At 49.0% G+C, this 1,102-nt stretch carries 1 protein-coding gene; it reads left to right on the top strand.

The window, feature by feature from the left end:
- The coding region (locus tag R7P72_RS25635; protein ID WP_318111048.1) for a tetratricopeptide repeat protein at window positions 1–1,076 on the top strand (1,076 nt) is incomplete at its 5' end.
- Window positions 1,077–1,102 lie beyond the last annotated feature (26 nt).

Below are 1,102 nucleotides of genomic sequence, written 5' to 3'. Positions count from 1 at the left end.
TCGCATCCGTTGTCGCGCACGAAATTGCGCACGTAACACAGCGCCACCTAGCGCGCAGTATGGAAGACCAAGCAAGGCGCTCTCCAGCTACTTTAGCCGCGCTTGCTGGTGCAGTGTTACTTTCGATTGCTTCACCAGAAGCTGGCATGGCAGCGATTACCGCCGCAACAGCAGGCAACATGCAAAGCCAAATCAACTACACTCGCTCAAACGAGAAAGAAGCCGACCGCTTCGGCATCGCAACCTTGGCGAAAGCAGGATTTGATGTGCAAGCAATGCCGCGTTTCTTTGGACGTTTAGCTGATGAGTACCGCTACGCGAGTAAACCGCCACCAATGCTACTGACTCACCCTTTACCAGAAGACCGTGTAGCAGATAGCCGTCAACGTGCACAAGCCTATCCTCCAATGCGCATTGCACCCTCTATCGATTACCATTTGGCGCGCGCGCGCATTGTGGCGCGATATGCCGGTATCGACGGACAAGCCGCACTAGGTTGGTTTGAGCGTACTCAAAAGAAAGCTTCAGCGGACATCATGCCGTCATTTGATTACGGCCGAGCGCTGGTTCATCTGGACAACAAACGCTTATCACAAGCAGAACCGATTTTGAAAAAACTGTTAGCGCAAGATCCGGGCAACCCATTCTATTTAGATGCAATGACCGATCTATACATCGAGAAAAAACAGCCACAAAAAGCTGTTGAGTTGCTAAATAGCGCGCTAAAGCGTAATCCTCAAAACAAAGTATTAACCATTAACTACGCCAACGCGTTGCTTGAAGCAAACCAAAATGATCAAGCGGTGCGTACGCTTCAGCGTTATACACACGATAACCCAGAAGATAGCAATGGCTGGCAGCTATTATCGAAAGGCTATCATGCCCTTGGACGTAGTGATGAAGAGCTTGCAGCTCGCGCGGAAATTCTGGCACTAAGAGCAAACTGGAATAAAGCGATTCAATATTACAGTGAAGCAAGTAAAATGGCCGAATTGGGTAGCTTAGAACAAGCGCGATACGATGCTCGTATCGACCAACTCATGATCCAAAGAGATCGATTCATGGCATTACAATAACGAAATGGAGAAAACCATGTCAGTCG

Origin of the sequence: Vibrio sp. Vb0888 (assembly GCF_033338835.1) — a bacterium.
GTDB lineage: Bacteria > Pseudomonadota > Gammaproteobacteria > Enterobacterales > Vibrionaceae > Vibrio > Vibrio alginolyticus.
Note: the sequence above shows the minus strand (reverse complement) of the source record. Positions and strands in the feature narration are given on the sequence as shown.